General features: G+C 64.7%; 15 protein-coding genes. 13 read left to right on the top strand and 2 right to left on the bottom strand.

Annotation, left to right across the window (positions count from 1 at the left end; genetic code table 11):
• Window positions 1-255 precede the first annotated feature (255 nt).
• Window positions 256-2571 carry an ATP-binding protein gene (locus tag QX073_RS07605; protein ID WP_315827519.1) on the top strand — a complete coding sequence of 772 codons (2316 nt, stop codon included), beginning with the start codon at window positions 256-258 and terminating at the stop codon, window positions 2569-2571.
• Window positions 2572-2589: 18 nt separating this feature from the next.
• On the opposite strand, the gene erpA is transcribed toward QX073_RS07605, so the two are convergent.
• Window positions 2590-2931, bottom strand: a complete 342-nt coding sequence (erpA, locus tag QX073_RS07600; RefSeq protein ID WP_315711699.1) for an iron-sulfur cluster insertion protein ErpA — start codon at window positions 2929-2931, stop codon at window positions 2590-2592.
• A 111-nt stretch (window positions 2932-3042) separates the two neighbouring features.
• On the opposite strand from erpA, the gene QX073_RS07595 reads away from it, so the two are divergent.
• The 12 genes from QX073_RS07595 (at window position 3043) to surE (ending at window position 15625) form a co-directional block, all read left to right on the top strand.
• Window positions 3043-4209 (top strand): deoxyguanosinetriphosphate triphosphohydrolase, encoded by a 1167-nt coding sequence (locus QX073_RS07595; RefSeq protein ID WP_315827520.1) that lies wholly within the window; start codon window positions 3043-3045, stop codon window positions 4207-4209.
• 11 nt (window positions 4210-4220) lie between these two features.
• Window positions 4221-6206, top strand: coding sequence for an arginine--tRNA ligase (locus QX073_RS07590; RefSeq protein WP_315827521.1), 1986 nt, complete (start codon window positions 4221-4223; stop codon window positions 6204-6206).
• 95 nt (window positions 6207-6301) lie between these two features.
• On the top strand, window positions 6302-7852 hold the full coding sequence (locus QX073_RS07585; protein ID WP_315750999.1) for an SPOR domain-containing protein: 1551 nt from the start codon (window positions 6302-6304) through the stop codon (window positions 7850-7852).
• 42 nt (window positions 7853-7894) lie between these two features.
• Entirely contained in the window at window positions 7895-8923 is a 1029-nt protein-coding gene (nagZ, locus tag QX073_RS07580) for a beta-N-acetylhexosaminidase (protein ID WP_316225522.1), read from the top strand.
• On the top strand, window positions 8920-9759 hold the full coding sequence (locus QX073_RS07575; RefSeq protein ID WP_315751001.1) for a ScpA family protein: 840 nt from the start codon (window positions 8920-8922) through the stop codon (window positions 9757-9759). Before nagZ ends, QX073_RS07575 begins: the two co-directional genes overlap by 4 nt.
• Before the next feature lie 19 nt (window positions 9760-9778).
• Complete coding sequence (gene scpB / locus QX073_RS07570) at window positions 9779-10876, top strand: SMC-Scp complex subunit ScpB (RefSeq protein ID WP_316225521.1); 1098 nt, start codon at window positions 9779-9781, stop codon at window positions 10874-10876.
• Window positions 10877-11152: 276 nt separating this feature from the next.
• Window positions 11153-11386, top strand: a complete 234-nt coding sequence (locus QX073_RS07565) for a twin-arginine translocase TatA/TatE family subunit (protein WP_006614346.1) — start codon at window positions 11153-11155, stop codon at window positions 11384-11386.
• A gap of 116 nt (window positions 11387-11502) precedes the next feature.
• On the top strand, window positions 11503-12030 hold the full coding sequence (tatB, locus tag QX073_RS07560) for a Sec-independent protein translocase protein TatB (protein WP_315751004.1): 528 nt from the start codon (window positions 11503-11505) through the stop codon (window positions 12028-12030).
• Window positions 12027-12842, top strand: coding sequence for a twin-arginine translocase subunit TatC (tatC, locus tag QX073_RS07555; RefSeq protein ID WP_315751006.1), 816 nt, complete (start codon window positions 12027-12029; stop codon window positions 12840-12842). The genes tatB and tatC overlap by 4 nt, the downstream gene beginning before the upstream one ends.
• A gap of 126 nt (window positions 12843-12968) precedes the next feature.
• The gene (gene serS / locus QX073_RS07550) at window positions 12969-14300 is read left to right on the top strand and encodes a serine--tRNA ligase (RefSeq protein ID WP_315751008.1); all 1332 of its coding nucleotides are present in this window, start codon (window positions 12969-12971) and stop codon (window positions 14298-14300) included.
• A 102-nt stretch (window positions 14301-14402) separates the two neighbouring features.
• Window positions 14403-14762, top strand: coding sequence for a hypothetical protein (locus QX073_RS07545; RefSeq protein ID WP_315751010.1), 360 nt, complete (start codon window positions 14403-14405; stop codon window positions 14760-14762).
• A 95-nt stretch (window positions 14763-14857) separates the two neighbouring features.
• Window positions 14858-15625 (top strand): 5'/3'-nucleotidase SurE, encoded by a 768-nt coding sequence (gene surE / locus QX073_RS07540; protein WP_315751011.1) that lies wholly within the window; start codon window positions 14858-14860, stop codon window positions 15623-15625.
• An 8-nt stretch (window positions 15626-15633) separates the two neighbouring features.
• Here the strand turns inward: surE and QX073_RS07535 are convergent, their stop codons facing one another.
• A complete protein-coding gene (locus QX073_RS07535) occupies window positions 15634-16017 on the bottom strand; it encodes a response regulator (protein WP_315711720.1) in 384 nt (127 codons plus the stop codon).
• Window positions 16018-16090: the final 73 nt, after the last annotated feature.

Here is a 16090-nt window from a genome sequence, read left to right as displayed (position 1 = left end):
CTGCCGCCTGCTTTCTTTCTGCAGGCGGGCCATGGGTTGCGGCCAGCACCCGGCATTCCCTGCGCCCTCGACCTGAACGAGGGGGAAACGGACGATCATGACTCGGGCACATCGTGCCGCGGGAACGATGAGTTGCATCCGGCGCTGCCAGCGCGCGCATTCGGAGGTTCCGTAATTCTACGGGCGGAACAATTAACGCGGCTGAAGCAGCCGATCAGGCATGGCAAGGGACCACAAGGAAAGCATCGCGCCCTCATGAATTGGCCTGGGGATCCCACGAGTTCGAAGCGAACCGCAAGCGCCAGTCCGCTGGGCGCGTTCTTCCTTTGGATCGGCGGCTTCGGCGCCATCGAGGGTCTCGACGACGAAGCGCTCACCGAGCGCGATCGCCGGCGCATCCGGGCGCGGCAGGTCGATGCCGTCGCGCGCCTCGTCCCCGTGACCATCGGCATCAATTTCGCCAACGCGGCCATCATTCTTGGCGTGTTCTGGAACACCGTCTCCAATCTCTTTCTCATCGCGTGGGGCGCCGCGATCGCGGTGGCCGGCGGCATGGCGCTGCGCGGCTGGTGGCGCGCGCGCAAGTCGCGGCCGCAGGAGGCGTCCGAGCGCGCCATCTCCCGGATGACGCTGCAGGCGTTCTTCTTGGCGACGATCTGGGGATCGCTGCCGCTGATCGTGATGCCGCAGGTCGATCCGCATCTGCAGATCATCGTGGGTTCGCTGATGACCGGGATGATCTCCGGTGGCGCGTTCGCGATGTCGAGCGTGCCGCGGGCTGGTCTCGCCTACACCTGGACCTTGATGCTCGCCTCGGTGGGCTCGCTGTTTCTGTGCGGCGGCGCGACCTATCTCGTGCTCGTCGTGTTTCTGCTGCTCTACACGTCGTTCATGGTGCGGCACCTGGTGTCGCACGGCAACGTGTTCCTGGAGAACCTGAAGGCGCAGATCCGGCACGAGCGCCAGAACGAGACGATCTCGCTGCTCCTGAAGGAATTCCAGGAGAACGCCGCGAGCTGGCTGTGGCAGACCGATGCCGAGGGCCGTCTGATCGACGCGCCGCAGCGCTTCGCCGACGTGGCCCAGCTTCCGCTCGATCAGCTCAAGGGCGAGCGGCTGATCGATACGCTGAAATATCTCTGCCCGACCGATACGGCGACGCTCAAGACGTTGGCCGATCGGATGGCGCAGCGGCTGTCGATCCCGGAGATTCTGATCCATGTCGTGGTGGCTGGCGGCGAGCGCCGCCGTTGGGCGCTGACGGCGCGGCCGGCGCGGGACCATGAGGGCAAGTTCGCAGGCTATCGCGGCTTCGGCCGCGACGTCACCGAGCGCTGGCGGGCCGAGCAGGCGGAAGCCGAAAGCCGTGCCAAATCCGACTTCCTCGCGATGATGAGCCACGAGATCCGCACCCCGATGAACGGCGTGCTCGGGCTCGCCTCGACCTTGCTGGAGACGAAGCTCGACGACGAGCAGCGTCACGCGGTCATGACGATCCGCGAGTCCGGCGACAACCTGCAGCGCATCCTCAACGACATCCTCGATTTGTCCAAGCTCAACGCCGGCAAGCTCGAATTCGAGACGGTGGATTTCTCGCCGGCGGCGCTGGTCGAGGCGGTCACCGCCATCATGGGCGTCAACGCGAAATCGAAGAGCCTGCTGGTCAAAGCGGACATCGATCCGAAGCTGCCGCCGGCGCTCAAGGGCGACGTGGCGCGCATTCGTCAGGTGCTGATCAATCTGGCCTCCAACGCGGTGAAGTTCACCGAACAGGGGGGCATCACCATCGCCGTGGCCTGCCGCACGCGCGACGACCACAGGGCGACGATCGAGTGGCGCGTCTCCGACACCGGCATCGGCATTCCCGCCGATCGGGTCGGCAAGCTGTTCACGGATTTCGCCCAGGCCGATGCCTCGATCAACCGCCGCTTCGGGGGCACCGGGCTCGGGCTGGCGATCTCCCGGCGGATCATCGAGCAGATGGGCGGGGTCATCGCGGTGTCGTCGGTGCAGGGCGAAGGCTCGACCTTCCGCTTCAGCCTGACCTTGCCGTGGAGCGACAAGCAGGTGTCCGATCAGCGCGGCGACCGGGTCGGCGCCGGCGACCTCAAGGCACGGATCGAGGCGCTCGGCCGTCCCTTGCGCGTGCTGATCGCCGAGGACGACGCCACCAACCGCATGGTTGTGTCGAAGATGCTGCAGGAGTTCCCGGTCGACAAATGCATCGTTCCGGATGGCCTGCAGGCGGTGAAGGCGGCCGACGAACAGGAGTTCGACCTCGTGCTGATGGACGTTCGCATGCCGGAGATGGACGGCATCGCCGCGACCCGGGCCATCCGGGCCAAGGGTGGACGGCTCGCCGAGCTGCCGATCATCGCGCTGACCGCGAACGCCTTCCCGGACGACATCAAGCAATGCCGCGAGGCCGGCATGACCGACTTTCTGGCCAAGCCGTTGCGCAAGCCGGCCATGGTGGCGGCAATGCTGAAGGCGATCGGAACGCCCGCGCCAAACGTCGAGGCGCCGGCGCTTGCGCCGTCCGATGTCCCGGCTGCGACGGCGGAGGCCTGAGCCGACAACGAGGGGACGCTAGACCGAGAAGCTGGTGCCGCAGCCGCAGGAGGCGGTGGCGTTGGGATTATTGACCCGGAACGAGGCGCCCATCAGGTCGTCGACGAAATCGACCTCCGAGCCGGCGAGGAACGGCACCGAGGCCGGATCGACCAGCACGACCGCACGATCGCGCTCGATGACGAGATCGTCGTCGGCCTTGGCGCGGTCGATGTCGAACTTGTACTGGAAGCCGGAGCAGCCGCCGCCTTCGACCGAGATGCGCAGCATCGCGCCGGCGCTCTCCTTGCCGAGGATCTCTCCGATGCGGCGGGCGGCGCGTTCGCTGATGGTGACGGGGCCGGTCGAGGCATCAGTCATGGCAGGAGGTCTCCGAGGTAGCGCGTCATGCCCTATTCATTTGGTGCCGGGCGCTCCCCATAGTTAAGTGGGCTCCGCCGAGGAATCAAACCGCAAAAGGAACAATCGCCCGTGTCGGTCGGAATGGCTGCCCCCCGCGCTCCCTATTCCTGCGATCCCGATCGCAGCCGGGGCCGCCTGTTCGCCGAGCCGCCGTCCCGGACCCGCAGCGCGTTCCGTAGGGATTGCGACCGTGTCATCCATTCGACCGCCTTCCGCCGGCTGAAGCACAAGACCCAGGTGTTCGTCTTCCACGAAGGCGACCACTACCGCACCCGCCTGACCCATTCTTTGGAAGTGGCCCAGATCGCCCGCGCGCTGGCCCGGCAGTTCGGCCTCGACGAGGACCTGACGGAGACGCTGGCCTTGGCGCATGATCTCGGCCATCCGCCGTTCGGCCATGCCGGCGAGCGCGCGCTGAACCGCTGCATGGCGGACCATGGCGGCTTCGACCACAATGCCCAGACATTGCGCATCGTCACGTCGTTCGAGCAGCGCTACCCGGATTTCGACGGACTCAACCTGACCTGGGAATCGCTCGAGGGCATCGTCAAGCACAACGGGCCGTTGCAGGAGCCGATCCCGCCGGGAATCGCCGAGTTCAATACCCGGTTCGACCTGGAGCTGTGGAGCTACGCCTCGCTCGAGGCCCAGGTCGCGGCGCTCGCGGACGACATCGCCTATGACGCCCACGACATCGACGACGGGCTGCGGGCCGGCCTGTTCACGGTCGACGACCTCAAGGAGATTCCGCTGCTGGCCGCGATGATCGCCGAGATCGACCGCCAATATCCGGCGCTCGATCCGATCCGGCGCGGCGCCGAGCTGGTGCGCGAGCTGATCTCCTACCTGATCGCAGCCGTAGCGGCCGAGGCCGAGCGCCGGATCGCGCGGGCGCAGCCGATGTCGCCTCACGACATCAGGCGGCATAGCGGGCCGCTGGTGGCGTTTCCGGCCGATGTCGCCGAGCACGAGGCGACGATCAAGGGGTTCCTCTGGCAGCGGATGTACCGCCATGAGCGGGTGATGCGGGTGATGCGCGACGCCGAGCGCATCGTCGCCGACCTGTACGGCCGCTACCATGAGGACGGTTCGGCGCTGCCCGCTGGCTGGCTGGACGGTTGCGACGGCGAGGGCGATCGGGCTCGCCGCATCGGCCATTTTATCGCCGGAATGACGGACCGTTTCGCCTTAACCGAGCACCACCGGCTTTTTGACTCGACTCCGGATTTGCGTTAGGCGGCGGTAGCATGACCCAAAAACATCAGCACCTCTTCATCACGATAGGCAGTAGCGTCGCGTCCGCCAACGCGGCGTTGGTTGACGTTGGTTTTCTCCCTAAGAACGTTGACCAGTCGAAGGTCGTGGTAGAGCCGACCAAAGATCCGGCCCATGGAGACATAGCAACGAACAGTGCGATCGTGCTTGCTAAACAGGCAGGCAAAAGCCCTCGGGAGCTTGCAGGCCGATTTGCGGATGAGCTTCTGCGGATAGATAGCCGGATCGAGAAAGTTGATGTAGCTGGGCCAGGCTTCGTAAACTTGACGCTGAAGTCCTTCGTTTGGACGGACGAACTTCGGAAGATATTGCGTGAAGGTGTCAATTACGGGCGTATAGCACCTGTCCCAGGGGCGCCGAAGGTTAACGTCGAATACGTCTCGGCCAACCCGACCGGGCCGATGCATGTTGGCCATTGCCGTGGCGCCGTGTTCGGCGACGCTCTTTGCAGCTTGCTGGAGTTCGCTGGCCGCGATGTTACGCGCGAATACTATATCAATGATGCGGGGGCCCAAGTTGACGTGCTCGCACGCTCTGCGTTTCTTAGATATCGCGAAGCCCTCGGCGAGGAAATCGGCACAATTCCAGACGGCTTGTATCCTGGCGACTATCTAAAACCTGTTGGTAAGGCTCTCGCCGACGACTATGGCGACAAGCTGACAAGGATACAGGACACCGACTGGCTGCCAATCGTGAGACAAGCAGCTCTTGAGGAGATGCTTGTTCAGATTCTTGAGGATTTGAAAAAGCTCAACATCACCTTTGATGTCTTTTTCTCGGAAAAGGCGCTTCTCGAAGGGGCTGTGAAGTTTACGGCGCCAGACGGTCGACCAACGTTCTATTTTGCTAAGGAAGCGTACTCTCTAAGCCCTAAGGGACACAGAGGGATTCGGGCCTACTTGGCTCAACAGAAGCTAAAAGAAACGGGCCCGCTCACAAGCGAGACCAGGACGGCGACATTTGGTGCGAGCTCGATGCCGGCCTCCTTAGGACAGCCAGACTATATTGGCCAAACGCTTAAAGATCTTAAGGATCGAGGGTTAATCTACGAGGGAAGGCTGCCTCCTCCCAAGGGGGCATTGCCCGATGATTGGGAGGATCGCAATCAAACCCTATTTCGGGCGACTTCTTACGGCGATGACGTAGATCGTCCACTCGTCAAGTCGGACGGCTCCTATACCTATTTTGCCTCCGATATTGCTAATCATCGGAACAAATACGAGCGTGGTTTCACTGATCTCATCGATGTATTCGGCGCCGATCACGGCGGCTACATCAAGCGCATGCAGGCGGCGGTGAAAGCGGTGACGGCCGGACAGGCCGTGCTCGACGTCAAGGTCGTGCAGCTCGTCAAGCTGTTGCGCAATGGCGAGCCGGTGAAGATGTCGAAGCGCTCCGGCGACTTCGTCACCTTGCGGGAAGTTGTTGATGAAGTGGGGCGTGATGCGGTCCGTTTCATGATGCTCTACCGCAAGAACGACGCCGTGCTCGATTTCGACCTCGCCAAGGTCATCGAGCAGTCGCGCGACAATCCCGTGTTCTATGTCCAGTATGGCCACGCGCGGGGGCATTCGATCTTCCGCAATGCGCGGGAGAGCCTCCAGGACCTGCCGGAGGACGAGGGGGCGCGGTTAGCGTTCCTCCGCGAGGCCAACCTCGAAAAACTCTCCGACTCGGCCGAACACGACCTCTTGAAACGCCTGGCACTGTACCCACGTACGGTGGAGAGCGCAGCGCTGGCGCATGAGCCGCACCGGATCGCCTTCTACCTGTATGAACTTGCAAGCGAATTTCACGCCCTCTGGACGCGGGGGCGGGATTTGCCCTATTTACGCTTCATTATCGATGATGATGCAGAATTGACCAAGGCACGTTTGGCCATGGTTCAGGGCGTCGTCTCGGTTCTGGCGTCGGGACTTGCGATCTTGGGCGTTAATGCTCCTGATGCAATGCGCTGATTGGGGGAAACACACGACTTCAGTTGGGGGCCTCAATCTGGCAGGGTCCGCCTTAGGACGCATATGCGGCTCACCCGCAGGGACGCTTCATCACGATGGCTGATCGTTACCAGGACAGACCCTTTCCCGCTGATGGTTTTGGCCGTGGTGGAAACCAGCAGGCCGATGCCGATCCGCTCGCCGAACTCGCTCGCCTGATCGGGCAGAACGATCCTTTTGCCGCCTCGGGCCGGGCAACTCCGCAATCTCAACCGCGTCCGATGGCGCGCCCCGCGGCGCCCGCGCCGGAACAGCCGGTTCCCGGCATGCCTCCGGCCGGCGCTCCGGCCTGGATGCAACGTGCCCAGCCTGCCGCCGCCAACCCCTTCGCCGACATCGGCCGCGAGCCGCCGCAGCCGGCGCCTGCACCGCCGGCCTTTCCGGCGGGCTATCAGGATCCGCGCGGCCAGCCGGGTTTCCCGGACCAGGATTTCGCGCCCGCGCCCGCTCCCCGGCAGCAGCAGGGTTATCCGAACGCGGAGTTCGCCGATCAGTTGTCCAAGCTCGACTACAGCGTCGGGGAATCGCGCCACGGGTTCGCCGAGAATGACCGCGACTACAACCGCGACAACGGCTTCGACGACAACGAGCCGGACTCCTCGCGCTATGACGATGCGCTGTTCGGGCAGATGGGCTCGGGACAGCAGGGGTTTCAGGGCGACAACGATTTCCAGGACGGCCAATACGGCTATCAGGACGGTTACGACGAGGGCGAGGAAGAGGAGCGGCCGCGGCGGCGCAGCGGAATGAGCACCGTGCTCGCCGTGCTGACCCTTGCGGTGGTCGGCACCGGCGGCGCCTACGGCTACAAGACCTACATCTCGTCCGGCCGTACCGGCGAGCCGCCGATCATTCGCGCCGACAACAGTCCGACCAAGATCATGGCCCAGCAGGATCCGACGCCGAAGGTGCCGGATCGTCTGCTCGGCAATGACGGCGGCGAGAAGCTGGTGTCCCGCGAGGAGACGCCGATGGATCTGAACGCCCGCGGCGGCAATCCGCGCGTGGTGTTCCCGCAGATGAACCAGAATGCGGCTCCGCCACCGGTCAGCGCCGGGGCGGCCCCGATGTCGCAGATGGCCAACGCCAACGGCATTTTGCCCAACAGTGATCCGCGTCCGATCAAGACGCTGTCCGTGACGGGGGGCAATCAGGCTGCTGCGGCCGATCCGCCGATGCCGGCGACGCCTGCAACCAAGCCGGCGGCGACGCCGAAGGGCCGAAAGTCGCCGGCCAACGCCAACGCGTCGGCCGCCAACGACAGCCCGATGCCGCTGACACCGCAGCCGGCCGCACCGGCGCGCATCGCCGCGGCCGTGCCGGTCACCGAGCAGACCCAGACCGATCGTACCGGCGGCTACCTGGTCTCGATCTCGTCGCAGGCCAGCGAGGCGGAGGCGATGTCGTCCTACAAGGCGGTGCAGGACAAGTACGGCGCCGTGCTGGGCAAATATGAGCCGATCATCAAGCGGATGGATCTGGGTGAGAAGGGCGGCGTCAGGTACCGCGCAGCCGTCGGGCCCTTCGCGACGAAGGAAGAGGCCAACAAGATGTGCGGATCGTTGAAAACTGCCGGCGGACAGTGTTTCCCGTTTAGCAACAATTAAGGCCTGCTTGACCGCCCCCGAGGCGGGGTCTATGCGGCCCGCATGACCATGCGGGCTTTCATTACCGGCATCTCCGGGCCTGATCTCACCGACGCCGAGCGCGCGTTCATCGGCGAGTTCAGGCCCTGGGGCTTCATCCTGTTCAAACGTAACGTCCAGTCGCCCGCCCAAGTGACTGCGCTGGTTGAGGAATTAAGGGCCTGCGTCGGCCGCGCCGACGCTCCGGTCCTGATCGACCAAGAGGGGGGCCGGGTGCAGCGGCTGGGGCCGCCGCATTGGCCGGCCTATCCCGCCGGCGTGGTGTTCGACCGTCTCTACGACCTTGATTCGGCCGCAGGCCTCCGTGCCGCCTGGCTCAGCGCTCGCCTGATCGCCGACGACCTGCTCGCGCTCGGCATCACTGTGGATTGCCTGCCGCTCGCCGACGTCCCTGTCGCCGGCGCCGATGCCGTGATCGGGGATCGAGCCTATGGCACGACGCCAGAAAAGGTGGCGGCGATCGCCCGGGCGGTGACGGAGGGGCTGGAGCAGGGCGGCGTGCTGCCGGTGCTGAAGCACATTCCGGGGCATGGCCGGGCCACCGCCGACACCCATTTCCGGCTGCCGACCGTGGACGCGCCAGAAGCGGAACTCGACGCAACCGATTTCGCCGCGTTCAGGCCGCTGGCCGACCTCCCGATGGCGATGACTGCACATGTTGTGTTTAGGGCGATCGACGCCGCCCATCCGGCCACGACTTCTGCGACAATGGTCGAACGGGTGATTCGCAAACGGATCGGGTTCCAGGGTTTGTTGATGAGTGATGACGTTTCCATGAACGCGTTGGCCGGATCGATCGCTGAGCGCACGCGTGCGATCGTGGCGGCTGGCTGCGACATGGTTCTGCATTGCAACGGCAAGCTCGACGAGATGCAGGCCGTGGCCGCCGAGACGCCTGAGCTTGAAGGGCAGGCTCTGATCCGCGCCGATCGCGCGCTTGCGGCGCGCAAGGCACCTACAGGCTTCGATCGTGACGCCGCGCGCGGCGAGCTCGACGCCTTGATCAACCGGCTGGGATCCGCTAGCGCATGACCGCTGAAATTCTGTCGTTTGAAACCGGCCGTCCCACGACGGAGCTGGCCGAGGCCGAACCGGCGTTGGTCGTCGACGTCGAGGGCTACGAGGGCCCGCTCGACCTGCTGCTCGCGCTGGCGCGGCAGCAGAAGGTCGACCTTGCCAAGATCTCCATCCTGGCGCTCGCCGACCAATATCTCCAGTTCATCGAGGCTGCCCGCAAGATCCGGCTGGAGCTCGCCGCCGACTATCTCGTGATGGCGGCCTGGCTCGCTTTTCTGAAGTCGCGTCTCCTGTTGCCCGAGCCGCCAGCGCAGGAAGGTCCGAGCGCCGAGGAGATGGCCACGGCACTTGCCAACCGGCTGCGCCGGCTGGAGGCGATCCGCGAAGCCGCCAATCGCCTGATGAACCGGCCCCAGTTCCAGCGTGACGTGTTCCCGCGCGGCAACCCGGAGGCCATAGCGGAGGTCCGTCGTCCCAAGTTCACCGCGACCCTGTTCGACCTGCTGTCGGCCTATGCCATCCAGCGGCAGTCGCGGGTCGTCACGTCCGTTCATATGGCCAAGCGCACGGTCTGGTCGCTTGCCGAGGCCCGCGCCTCGCTCGAGCGTCTGGTCGGCATGACCGAGGTCTCGGACGATTGGGGATGTCTCGACGACTACCTGCTGGACTACGTCGTCGAGCCTGCACAGAAGGCCACCGTCTTCGCATCGAGCTTTGCGGCCGTGCTCGAGCTGGTTCGCGAAGGCAAGCTCGAGCTGAACCAGAAGCAGGCGTTCGCGCCGCTGTACTTTCGTAAGCGTCCACCGATCCAGCCAGGCGCCATGGCTGCGCCGGACTTGACGGTTGAGTAACGAACAAGGAGACCCTGCCATGGCAAGCTTGGCGGAACTGCGCATGGAAGAGCCCGACGAGATCGCGATCGAGCCTGTAGCGCGCCCCGAAGAGTTGCGCATCCTCGAGGCTCTCCTGTTTGCCTCGGCCGAGCCGCTTGAGCAGGCTGCGCTCGCCAAGCGTATGCCTGAAGGTGTCGACATCAAGGCCGCACTGGCGCAGCTGCAGGCGGAGTACGCCAATCGCGGCGTCAATCTCGTGCGCGTCGCCAACAAGTGGACCTTCCGTACCGCCGGCGACCTCGCCTGGCTGATGACGCGCGAGAGCACCGAGACGCGCAAGCTGTCGCGCGCGGCGATCGAAGTTCTGGCCATCGTTGCCTATCACCAGCCGGTGACGCGTGCCGAGATCGAAGAGATCCGCGGCGTCGTCACCTCCAAGGGAACGCTGGACGTTCTGCTGGAGACGGGCTGGATCAAGCCGCGGGGGCGCCGCAAGACGCCGGGCCGTCCGTTGACCTTCGGAACCACCGATGCGTTCCTGGCTCAGTTCAGCCTGGAGACCCTGGGCGATCTGCCTGGCCTGGAAGAGCTGAAGGGAACCGGCCTGCTGGATTCCCGGCTGCCGACCGGCTTCACCGTCCCGACGCCATCGGACGATCCGACGCTGCGGGAGGACGAGGAGCCGCTGGATCCGGGCGATCTCGACCTGGCGCTTGCGCCGGCGGTGGAGGCCGAGCCTGGCGAGGCCGAAGCCGCCGAAGACGAAACGGCCGAGATGGAAACGGTCGCAGCCGACACGGCTGCGGCCGAGGTCGCCGAAGGCCAGATGGCGACCGCTGAGGCCGCCGTTCGGGACGACACCTCGTCGCAGGTCGCCGTTGGCGATCTGGAACTGCCGGGCGCCGATGCGGAAACCGAGATCACCGAGGTGGACTTGGCCGTCGAGCAGATCGAGGTCGGGCCGGACGACGAGGCCGTTATCGAGCTCGTCGAGCTGTCTGCCGACGCTGACGCTCAGGCAGACGACGAGGCAGAGGCCGAGGCCGAGGTCGACGCGGCGGATGAGGAGATCGACGCGGCCGATGACGCGCACGACCGCGATACCGACGACGACGGCTCGCCGCACCAAAGCTAGCGGCCGGGGCTGTTAACACTCGCGTTATTACGTAGGTCCGGCCGCGAATTGTCGGACCTTAAGTGCTTGTTTTTGGGGGCGTTGGCGCCTACCTTCCGGCCAGATCGGGCTGTCCGCGGGCGGTTTTCGGCTGATGCGCCGCGTTCGTGTTGATGTTTCGCAATCGAATGCTAGAAGCGAAGTGTCGCGGCCAAGTCCGTGGATATGACGCGGTTTCGGCGGTAGCGTCGACGGGCAGTCGGGTGAAGGCTGCGCCGGTGTTTGGAGGGTTGCAGGATGGGTTCGCTTAGCATTTGGCACTGGATCGTCGTGATCGCGGTCGTCCTGCTGTTGTTCGGGCGCGGCAAGATTTCCGATCTGATGGGCGACGTCGCGCAGGGCATCAAGGCGTTCAAGAAGGGCATGCAGGACGACGACAAGGCGCCGGAGAAGACCGAGCCCGTCAAGTCGATCGATCACGGCGCCACGCCTTCGGCCACCCGCACGGATGTCGGCAGCAAAGCCGTTTGATCTGCGCGTGAAAGGCGCCGGCGGCGCGCTCCCGCAGGGACGGCACCGGGGACCTGTTCAGACAACAGGCCCGGACAGGCGGGATCAGAGGCGTCGTCGCGTAGGCGGATTGTTTCATGTTCGATATCGGCTGGAGTGAGCTACTCGTCATTGGGGTCGTCGCGTTGATCGCGATCGGTCCCAAGGAGCTTCCGGGCGTCCTGCGCATGGTCGGGCAATGGATCGGCAAGGCGCGCCGGATGGCCTCGGAGTTCCAGGGCCAGTTCCAGGAGGCGATGCGCGAAGCGGAGATGGCCGACCTCAAGAAGAGTTTCGATGAGGTCCGCGAGGCGGCCAGCGGTTTCACCCCGACCGGGGTGATCTCCTCGTTGCAGCGCGACGTCGACAAGGCTCTCGATATCGAGGGGATCGACAAGCCCGCCGAGCCGGCGCCCGCATCGGATGTGGCTGCTGCTTCGCCCGAGCCTCCTGTGATGACCCCGACCACCCCCGAACCTCCAGTGGCCGAGACCTTCGCAGAGGCTGAAGTCCATCAATCCGTGGGCGAGCCGCTGGCGATCGTCCGTGAAATCAAACCCGAGCCGCAGCCTGAAATGTCTGCGTCAGCAGAAGCTGACCGCCTGAAGGACGCCAAAGCGTCATGACCGTCGAAGATATCGAGGCCAGCAAGGCCCCGTTGATGGACCACTTGATCGAGCTGCGATCGCGGCTGATCAAGGCGCTGCTCGGCTTCGGCGTGGCCTTCATCTTCTGCTTCTTTTTCGCCAAGCAGATCTACAACATCCTGGTGCTGCCGTTCGTCTGGGTCGCAGGTGCCGAGAACAGCAAGTTCATCTACACCCAGCTGCTCGAATATTTCATCACGCAGTTGAAGCTCGCGATGTTCGGCGCTGGTTTCATCTCGTTCCCGATCATCGCGACGCAGATCTACAAGTTCGTGGCGCCGGGGCTGTATCGCCACGAACGCAATGCTTTCCTACCCTACTTGATAGCGACCCCCGTCTTCTTCGTGCTTGGCGCCATGCTGGTCTATTTTGCGGTGTGGCCGATGATCGTGCGCTTCTCACTGGGCATGCAGCAGCTCGGCGGCCCCGAGACGGCGCAAATCGCGCTGATGCCCAAGGTCGGTGAATATCTGTCGCTGATGATGTCGCTGATCTTCGCCTTCGGCATCGCGTTCCAGCTCCCGGTCATCCTGACCCTGCTCGGCCGCATCGGTATCGTCACCTCGCAGATGCTGAAGGAGAAGCGGCGCTATTTCATCGTGATCGCCTTCATCATCGCGGCCGTGCTTACGCCGCCGGACGTGCTCAGCCAGGCCTCGCTGGCGCTGCCGCTGCTGGCGCTCTACGAGGGCGCGATCATCGCGGTCGGCATCGTCGAGAAGCAGGCGGCTGCGGCCAAGTCCGGCTCGTCGTCCGGCTCGGGGAATCTCCCGGCCGACCCTTCCGAATAGAACGGTTGCGCTCGGGGACATCCCAGGGCGTTGCCTGTTCCCATCCGGCGCCATTCGCGGTAGTGCAGGCCGGCCCGCGAGCCCAGGCGACTCGCCGATACTCTTCGTTCCCAGGACCGAACGACCATGCACGACATCAGATCGATCCGTGACAATCCGCAAGGTTTCGATGTGGCGCTGACGCGCCGGGGTCTGGCACCGCTGTCGTCGCATCTGCTCGCCATCGACGAGCGGCGGCGCGCGGCGATCCTGGCCTCCGAGCAGGCCCAGGCCCGGCGCAACGCCGCCTCCAAGGAAATCGGCGAGGCCAAGAAGGCCAAGGATGACGCGCGCGCATCGGCGCTGATGGAGGAGGTCGCCAAGCTCAAGACCACCATGCCGGAGCTGGAGGCAGCCGCGAAGCAGGCGGATGAGGAGCTGGCGCGCGAGCTCTCGGCGATTCCCAATTTGCCGCTCGACGAGGTGCCGGACGGCAAGGACGAGCACGACAATGTCGAGCGCCACATGTTCGGCGCCCGGCGCAACTACGCCTTCGCGCCGAAGCCGCATGATGATCTCGGTGCGGCTCTTGGCACCATGGACTTCGAATCGGCTGCGAAGCTGTCGGGCGCGCGCTTCGTCGTGCTGAAGAGGGGCCTGGCGCGGCTCGAGCGCGCGCTCGGGCAGTTCATGCTCGATCTTCATACCAATGAGCACGGCTACACCGAGATCAATCCGCCGCTGCTGGTACGCAACGACGTCATGTTCGGTACCGGCCAATTGCCGAAATTCGAGGACGACCAGTTCTGGGCCGTGAAGGGCGAGCTGATTGCAGAGCCGGATGATCGCCTCAAGACCGAGCGGCTGGGTCTCATCCCAACTGCCGAGGTGGCCCTGACCAACCTGGTGCGCGAGTCCATCGTCGATGAGAAGGAGTTGCCGATGCGGCTCACGGCGCTGACGCCGTGCTTTCGCGCCGAGGCGGGCGCCGCCGGCCGCGACACCCGCGGCATGATCCGTCAGCATCAGTTCACCAAGGTCGAGCTGGTCTCGATCACGACGCCGGAGACCAGCAAGGACGAGCATGAGCGCATGCTGGCCTGCGCCGAGGAAGTGCTGCGCCGGCTCGATCTGCACTATCGAGTCATCACGCTGTGCACCGGCGACATGGGCTTCTCCTCGCAGAAGACCTACGACATCGAGGTCTGGATGCCCGGGCAGGGCGATGGCGGCGCCTTCCGCGAGATCTCCAGCTGTTCGGTGTGCGGCGACTTCCAGGCGCGCCGCATGGATGCACGCTATCGCGGAAGCGATGGCAAGCCGCGCTTCGTGCACACATTGAACGGTTCGGGCACGGCTGTCGGCCGTGCGCTGATCGCGGTCATGGAGACCTATCAGCAGGCCGACGGCTCGATCGCGATTCCCGACGTGCTGCAGCCTTATATGGGCGGCCTCAAGGTGGTGGCCGCGGAGCCATAGCGTCGCGGCAAATTGCATCCGCTCAGGTCGCCGCCATTGCGTACGCGCCGGCGGGTCGTATCCTCGGTTCTGTTCAGCAATTGCTTTTCAGATACCGGCATCATGGCTCTGCATCGGGATATTTTCTGGATCGGGCGGCAATGGGCCGTCACCGGCTCCGGCATCCAGGCGGTCGATCAGCGCCTGAAGGGAGCGTTCGATATCGAATCCTCAAGGGTCTGGGACGAGGGCCTGCACGACTCGCTGCGCGATCAGGCTTGGTTCAACCCCGTCGACTTCGAGAAGGCGTTGAGTGTCGCGCGGGTCCGGTTTGCGGCAGTGCCGCGGACGGAGCCTTCAGCGGTGCCGGCGCCTCCTGTCCAGCAGGCACCCGGCGGATCCGGCACATCCAGCCTACCGTTGAGGCTGGGCACGCGAGGGCAGTTCGCCAGGTTCCTGCCGCAGTGGCGGATCCGGCATTGACCGGGTGGTGCCGCAGCGCGCTCAGGTTTGCCTCGATGCTGCACAGCAGATAAGACACCCCCGAACGATGCTTTCGGAGGGACGGAAGGTTGGCCATGCGGATTCTCTGCACCAATGACGACGGAATCCATGCGCCGGGTCTCAAGGTGATCGAGGAGATCGGACGCGCCCTGTCCGACGACGTCTGGATCGTGGCTCCCGAACTGGACCAGAGCGGCGTGTCCCATTCACTCTCGCTCAATGACCCCCTGCGGCTGCGTGAGGTCGGCCCGCGGCATTTCGCGGTGCGCGGCACGCCGACCGACTGCGTCATCATGGGATCCCGTCATATCCTGGGGGCGAAGCTGCCCGACGTGGTGCTGTCCGGCGTCAACAAGGGCCGCAACGTTGCCGAGGACGTGGTCTATTCGGGCACCATCGCCGGCGCGCTCGAAGGCACCATTCTCGGTCTGCCGTCGTTTGCCCTGTCGCAGGAATTCAGCGTCGCAACGCGTGACAAGCCGTCTTGGGACACCGCGCTCAAATTCGGCCCGCAGATCGTGCGCAAGGTGCTCGAAGCCGGCGTGCCGAGGAATACAGTGATCAACGTCAACTTCCCCGCCTGTGCACCGGAAGAGGTCAGGGGCGTCGTGGTCACCCGCCAGGGCAAGCGCAATCTGGGCTTCTTGAAAGTCGATGAGCGGCGCGACGGCCGCGGCAACCCCTATTTCTGGATCGGCTTCGACCGGGCTGCCGCGCTCGATGTGCCCGACGAGGGGACGGACCTCGCAGCTCTCGCGGCGCGCTACGTATCAGTGACCCCGCTTCGCCTGGATCGCACGGACGAGGCGTTCTCCGGCAAGCTCAGCGACATTCTCGGCTGAAGCGCCTTCTACCCCTGTGGCCCAGCGCCACGCAGGGCATGGTCGATCGCCTTTCCGAGCGTCTCGAGCTGGAATGGCTTCTGCAGGGCCGGCCGGTCGCGATATTCTTCCGGCAACCCCGACGAGCCGTAGCCGGTTGCGAAGATGAAGGGACGGTTGCGCGCCTTGATGAGATCGGCCACCGGCGAGATGACCTTGCCGTTGACGTTGACGTCGAGAATGGCGACGTCGAAATAGGTGCTCTCGGCCAGCCGCATCGCTTCGCCGATTTCGCCGGCTTCGGCCGCGACGGTGTAGCCGAGCTCTTCCAGCATGTCGGCGACCATCATTCGGATCATGACTTCGTCTTCAACCAAAAACACAGAGCCGCGCGGCGGCCGCGGTGCAGTCATGATGTCAGTCCTTGCCCATACCCGATTTGACGCTCGCAAATAACGGCTTATGGCGCAACGTCAACAATGTCGT

The organism is Bradyrhizobium sp. SZCCHNS3052 (assembly GCF_032484495.1).
Lineage (GTDB): Bacteria > Pseudomonadota > Alphaproteobacteria > Rhizobiales > Xanthobacteraceae > Bradyrhizobium.
The sequence above is the reverse complement of the archived record's forward strand: the minus strand, read 5'-3'. Positions and strand labels throughout refer to the sequence as shown.